This is a genomic window from Massilistercora timonensis (genome assembly GCF_048354975.1).
In the GTDB taxonomy this organism is placed as follows: Bacteria; Bacillota; Clostridia; order Lachnospirales; family Lachnospiraceae; genus Massilistercora; species Massilistercora timonensis.
This window is the reverse complement of the sequence record NZ_DBGCJQ010000067.1, coordinates 1-6,392: the sequence shown is the minus strand read 5'-3', so window position 1 is coordinate 6,392 and position 6,392 is coordinate 1. Positions and strand designations below refer to the sequence as shown.

General features: G+C 54.6%; 5 protein-coding genes and 1 pseudogene. All 6 read right to left on the bottom strand.

Annotation, left to right across the window (positions count from 1 at the left end; genetic code table 11):
• Positions 1 to 239: 239 nt before the first annotated feature.
• Complete coding sequence (locus ACML7B_RS06165; RefSeq protein ID WP_346708818.1) at positions 240 to 695, bottom strand: signal peptidase II; 456 nt, start codon at positions 693 to 695, stop codon at positions 240 to 242.
• A complete protein-coding gene (locus tag ACML7B_RS06160; RefSeq protein ID WP_346708819.1) occupies positions 695 to 985 on the bottom strand; it encodes a hypothetical protein in 291 nt (96 codons plus the stop codon). Before ACML7B_RS06160 ends, ACML7B_RS06165 begins: the two co-directional genes overlap by 1 nt.
• 31 nt (positions 986 to 1,016) lie before the next feature.
• Complete coding sequence (locus ACML7B_RS06155) at positions 1,017 to 2,735, bottom strand: S8 family peptidase (RefSeq protein ID WP_418539922.1); 1,719 nt, start codon at positions 2,733 to 2,735, stop codon at positions 1,017 to 1,019.
• 75 nt (positions 2,736 to 2,810) lie between these two features.
• Positions 2,811 to 4,241, bottom strand: a complete 1,431-nt coding sequence (gene clpX, locus ACML7B_RS06150; protein ID WP_418539919.1) for an ATP-dependent Clp protease ATP-binding subunit ClpX — start codon at positions 4,239 to 4,241, stop codon at positions 2,811 to 2,813.
• Positions 4,242 to 4,257: 16 nt separating this feature from the next.
• Positions 4,258 to 6,228 (bottom strand): NAD-dependent DNA ligase LigA, encoded by a 1,971-nt coding sequence (gene ligA / locus ACML7B_RS06145; protein WP_418539916.1) that lies wholly within the window; start codon positions 6,226 to 6,228, stop codon positions 4,258 to 4,260.
• Positions 6,188 to 6,392 (bottom strand): annotated as a pseudogene (locus ACML7B_RS06140) (23S rRNA pseudouridine synthase F); the annotation flags it as partial. The gene ligA and the pseudogene ACML7B_RS06140, both read right to left, overlap by 41 nt.

Genomic DNA, 6,392 nt, shown 5'->3' with positions numbered 1-6,392 from the left:
AATTCAGGACTTTGCCGTGCAAGTTGGCGATAAGGCGGGGGCCGGATGATGGCGGAGGTTAAGCGTCAGCCTCGGAGCAATCGCCGGTCCCCGCCTCTCGGTAAACACACCTCCAGAATCCAGCCGTTTCACGGCTGCCGTGCTTCGCACTCTTTGATTCTGTCGGTATCGCGCCGAGGAAATCAAATGTCTGCTGCGCAGCCGCTTGATTTCCTCTTAGGCGCGCGATAAACCTGAATTTACTTCTTCCTCCCCAGCGCCGCCAGCACTCCTCCGATCACTACATAGAAATCCGCCAGATTGGCTGTGATCCTGGACAGAAACTTATATTTACTCCGGAATCCGATATAATCAATGACTTTCCCCCGGATCACCCGGTCATAAATATTACTTAAGGCGCCGGCGCTTAAGAACGCCATTCCCAGTTTCCGAAGTTTTCTTCCTTTCTGCAGGAACAGCCACACGTCATAGACCAGGACTCCTGCTCCCAGAAGAAGGGAACTTCCGCGGACCAGTTCCGGATGCTGATCCAGGGCGTCCAGAAGAAAGCCCCGGTTGTACACTTTACGCAGTACCACAGAAGGGATAAGAGTCTCCCTCTCTTCTTTTTCCTGAAAGGAATCCTCGATATACTGTTTTACCCCCATATCCCCGCAGACCAGTACAAGGAAAAGGCCTGCCAATTTGGGGATCATCAGAAGACACCCTTGATCCGGACGATCTCCTCTTCCTGCCGCTCGATCTCCTCTGACCGGGTCTCGATGGCCTCGCAGAGGGAAATGCAGTCCAGATCTGAGATCTCACCCTTCTGGAACTTCTCGTAAGCCATCCGGCCAATGTCCAGAAGATCCCGGTCATTGGCCCGCTTCAGAGAGCGGATCTGTCCTTTGATCTTCTGGATCTCCACCGCATTTTCTGCTTTTCTTCCCAGATCCTCTGCTGTCTCTGTGATCTTCTTTCCCAGTTCATCAAAAAAGTCTGCCATAGTTCATCTCTCCTTTGCTTTCTCTATGTATTTACAGCCGTCTCAAACGGTCCAGGGAACGATAGACGTTCAGAGTCCCGTATCCCCACTCCCGGTTTGGATATTCCGGAAGATTTCCCTGGTCTGCCCCCAGGATCAAAAGGCCTGCCACCACGCTGGTGCTCACTCCAATGGCCATGGGCTGCTCCTCCAGCCACTGCATGACCAGGGCTGAAGCCCCAGCTGTAAGGCTTGCCGCCGCGCTGGATCCGCTGCGGGTGACAAACTTTCCGCCCGGTCCCAATCCTGTGATATCCACTCCCGGCGCCGCAAGATCCGGCTTTATGAATCCACCTCTAGTATACCCTCTCCCGGAATGAATGGCAACACTCTTATCTTCTCCGTCATAAAAGGCCGCCGTGATGGCTGCTTCTGTACTTGCAGGCTCTGTCAGCGTCGTGTTGGGATCCGCCTCCAGAAAATAAACCTCTCCCTCCAGAAATTCCTGAAGAGGCAGCCAGATATGGAACTCTCCTTCAGACACTCCAAGCGCCTCCACGCCAATCTTCCAGATCCCTTCCGCCGGACTGCGAAACCGAAAGAAGATCAGCTGAGAGCTGTCATTTTCAATAAGGAGACGATATTCCACCTCCGTCCTGGTGCCGTCGAAGGGAAACTCAAACTGATACCGGCTCCCCTGCCGCAGCGAGATCGTCGGGCTTTTCTCCCCGGAGGGCGATACCAGATAGGCAGTGACGATATTGGGGAGGGTGGTCCACAGTTCTGCCGCAAATTCTCCCACCCCTTCCTCCACCCTAAGTTCTGCTTCCCGGACTTCTCCTGCCTCCTGAAATCTTCCGTAATAGTGATGTCTCTGCGCCGCTTCATTGCCTCCTCCGATCACTACGCAGCGATGGATCCTGCCGGCATATTCCTGCAGTGCCCGGGAGAGAATGGAACTTCCGTTATGCCCGCCAAAGCTGGTCCCCAGGGCAAGACAGAGGACCAGCGGAACCCCGTACTCCCCTGCCAGACGGTTCAGATAACCAAGCCCCAGAAGAATATCATTTTCCTGATAGCAGACGGCATCTGGCCGGATGGCATAGAACTCCTTCAGATAATCCTTGGCTTCCTTCAGCTTTACCACGCCGAAAGTGCATCCCGGCGCCGCCCCTGAGAATCTCTCCCCGTTCACCCGGCTTCCCCCGGCAATGCTGGCCAGAAACGTGCCGTGGCTGTTTTCATCCCGGGTGGGCACCAGAGTTTCCGGGAAATCCAGGGCCAGAGCGGCATTGATCGTCTCCTGCCGGTATTCGCTGCCATAGAGAAATCCTTCCGGCGGCTCCCCTTCCTGCACAGTCTGATCCCAGATCCCGGCGATCCTGGTAGTCCCGTCCGGATTACGGAAGATCTCACTGGTGTAGTCGATCCCGGTATCCACAAGACCGATCATGATCCCTTTCCCGTCCAGCTGCAGGGCCGGATAATTCTGGACCGTACTGATCCCGGTCTCGTTCAGGGCGTCCATATCAAGAAGGGCGTAGCATTTGGGGATCGCAGGATAACCATAGGCTTCGAAACTCAGCTCCCCCACGATCTCCTTATCCGCCGAGATCACCCGGAGGCCAAAATCCCCCTCCTGGACGCAGGTTTTTTCTTCCGGAAGCCGGACCTCTACATCCTCCCGGTATCCCGGGATCAGGAAATCCCGGTAATCCTGGGACAGGATCTTCGCCCGGCAGTCTGTTCTTTCCAGGGCTTCTTCTCCCATAAATAAAACACCTCATATACTTTCTTCCAGTATATGAGGTGCAGTCTGATTCTTATGTTTTTTCCGGCTTTTTCCTTATGGCAGGCTTGCCACCTGCTGCCCCCGCAGCGTGATGATGGGGCCACCGGTCCCTTCGATATAGGCCCTGGTGATGGTCACCTGGCCGATATTGTCATCCTTGGGGATCTCATACATGATATCCAGCATGAACTCCTCAATGATCGCCCGCAGGGCACGGGCTCCTGTGTCCTTCTCCATGGCCTTCTTTGCGATGGCGGTAAGCGCGTCCTCTTCAAATTCCAGCTTCACCTCATCCAGGGCAAGAAGCTTCTGATACTGCTTCAGGATCGCGTTCTTTGGCTCTTTGAGGATTTTCACCAGCATATCCTCATTCATTCCCTGCAGAGTGAAAATGATGGGAAGACGTCCCAGGAATTCCGGGATCATCCCGAAGTTCCGCAGGTCTTCTACCGTCACCTTCTCCAGGATAGTCTTATCATGGTCGTATTTATCCTTCAGATCCGCCCCGAATCCAATGGAAGACTGCTTGGTCAGCCGCTCCTTGATGATCCCTTCCAGATCCGGGAACGCGCCGCCGCAGATAAAGAGAATGTTCCGGGTATTTACCGTGGTAAGGGGCACCATGGCGTTCTTGCTGTTGGCGCCCACCGGCACCTCCACATCGCTTCCCTCCAGAAGCTTTAACATCCCCTGCTGCACCGACTCGCCGCTTACATCCCTCTGATTGGAATTGCGCTTCTTGGCGATCTTGTCGATCTCGTCGATGAAGATGATCCCCTGTTCCGCCTTCTCCACATCGTTGTCCGCCGCCGCCAGAAGCTTGGAGACAACGCTCTCGATATCATCTCCTATGTAACCCGCCTCTGTCAGGGATGTGGCGTCCGTGATAGCAAGCGGCACATCCAGAAGTCTTGCCAGCGTCTTTACCAGATAGGTCTTGCCGGATCCGGTAGGGCCGATCATCAGCATATTGGACTTCTCGATCTCAATGTCATCCATGGTATCCGTGGCCACCCGCTTATAGTGGTTGTAGACCGCCACGGACATGGCCTTCTTGGCATGTTCCTGGCCTACCACATACTCGTCCAGCCTGGCCTTGATCTTATGGGGCGCGGGAAGGTCCTTCAAGTCCACCAGCGGGACTCTCTCCTCCCCTTCCTTTTTCTTCTTCACCTTCTGCTGTTTGGGGATCGCCTGCTCCAGATCTGACAGGTTCATGAGCTGGACTCCCGGCGGCAGATTGTTCATCAGCTGGGAATAATCGATCTGCCCGCTTGTCATGGCATCAAAGCTCTTCTGCATGCAGTCCCTGCACACACACATATTGTTGGGAAGTTCGATCATCTTACCGGCCACGCTCTCCGGCCGGTGGCAGAGGAAGCAGACCTTCTCATACTCGCTGTCGTCCTTTTCCTCCACGGTCCCTTCTGCTTTCTCTATTTCCTTCTCCATTCCTTCTTCATCTCTGTTCTCGTATTCAGACATGTTTGATCCCTTTCTTCTATTGGCCTTCTCCTTGTGTCATCTCCAGGAATTCTTCTTCTGAAAGGATGGGAATTCCCAATTCTCTGGCCTTCTTATTCTTCGATGAGGTGGACTCCACATCATTGTTGATGAGATAGTCGGTCTTGGATGTAACAGATCCCGTCACCTTTCCCCCCATACTCTCGATCAGGGCCTTGACCTCACTGCGGTTGGCAAAATGTGTGACACTCCCGGTGATCACAAAGGTCAGCCCCGTCAGAGTCTGCGGCGCTCCTGCCCCTTCCTCCTCCACAATGGTCAGCTCTTTCAGAAGATCCGCAAGCCGCCTGCGGTGGACCGGATCTTTGAAATATGCAACAAAAGCCCCTGCGATCACGTCTCCGATCCCGGAGATTGCGTTTAGATCTTCCTCATCTGCCGCCAGCATCCGGTCCAGCTCATAGTCGAAAGCCCGACAGATCATCCTGGCATTGGCAAGGCCGATATTAGCGATCCCCAGTCCGTAAATGACTCTGGGAAGGGTGGTGGTCCTTGCCTTCTCAATGCTCGCCTCCAGATTCTGAAAGGATTTCTCTCCAAAGCCTTCCATGGACTGGATCTCGTCCCGATGCCGGTCCAGATGGAAGATATCCGCGTACTCCCGGATAAAGCCCCGGGCAATGAATTTCTCCAGGGTGGACTCGGAAAGCCCTTCGATATTCATGGCGTCCCTGCTGACAAACAGGGTAAATGCCTTCACATGCTTGGCCTGGCACTCAGGGTTGGTGCAGTAGAGGGTCTTGGCGTTCCCCTCCTGCCGGATCTGAGTCTTGCCTCCGCATACCGGACAGACGGCGGGGATATCCCTCACTCCGCTGCGGGTCAGGTTCCTGGCGATCTGCGGGATGATCATGTTGGCTTTATATACCTCGATCTCATCCCCCACGCCCAGCTCCAGCTCCTCCATGATGCTGATATTGTGGACGCTCGCCCGGCTTACTGTGGTGCCCTCCAGCTCCACAGGTTCGAATATGGCCACCGGATTGATAAGCCCCGTCCTGGACGGGCTCCATTCAATCTCAAGAAGCCTGGTGCGGCTGGTCTCATCCGCCCACTTAAAGGCGATGGAATCCCGGGGGAACTTGGCGGTCCGCCCCAGCGACTGACCATACTCTATATCATCATATATTAGCACGAGTCCGTCGGATGGGAAATCATTCTCCGGGATTTTTTCGGAAAATTTAATAACTTCCCCCTCCACCGTATCTCTTGTGACCATATGGTACTCCACGATCTCAAAGCCCTGTTCCTTCAGCCATTCCATCTGGGCAGCCCTGGAATTGTGGAAATCCACGCCAGGCGCCCGCACCAGGGCGAAGGCAAAGAACCGCACGTTCCGCCGGGCCGTGATCTCGTTGTTCAGCTGGCGCACAGAGCCGCTGCAGAGATTCCTGGGATTCTTATATTTTGCCTGAACATCTGTGATCTCCTCATTGATCCGCTCAAAATCCCGGTATCCGATCACCGCTTCCCCCCGGAGGATCAGCTCTCCCTCATATCCGATCTTCAGCGGGATATTGCGGAAGACCCGGGCGTTGTTGGTGATCACCTCGCCCACTTCGCCATTTCCCCTGGTGACCGCCTTCTTAAGCTCTCCGTCCTGATAGGTGAGCACAATAGTCAGACCGTCCATCTTCCAGGACAGCAGGGCCTTCTGGTCCCCCAGAAATTCTTTTAAGCCCTCTACCTCCTTGGTCTTATCCAGGGACAGCATGGGCTCCTCATGGCGTTCCTTGGGAAGCTCGCTCAACACCTGGTAGCCTACATTTACCGTGGGACTGTTGGACAGGGTCATCCCCAGCTCCTTCTCAAGGCTTACCAGCTCATCGTACAGGCTGTCGTACTCATAGTTGCTCATGATCTCCTGGGCGTCCTGGTAGTAAGCCTTTCCCGCCCGGTTCAGAAGATCAACTAATTCCTTCATCCGTTCTTGTTTCTGTCTGTTCATATAACTCTCTGGCCTCCTGCGCTGTCAATGGCCGGTACTCCCCCGGCTTCAGACCATCCAGTCTGATATTCATGATCCGGATCCGCACCAGCTTCTTTACCTCATAGCCAAACGCCTGGCACATCCGCCGGATCTGACGGTTCAGTCCCTGGGTGAGCACAATG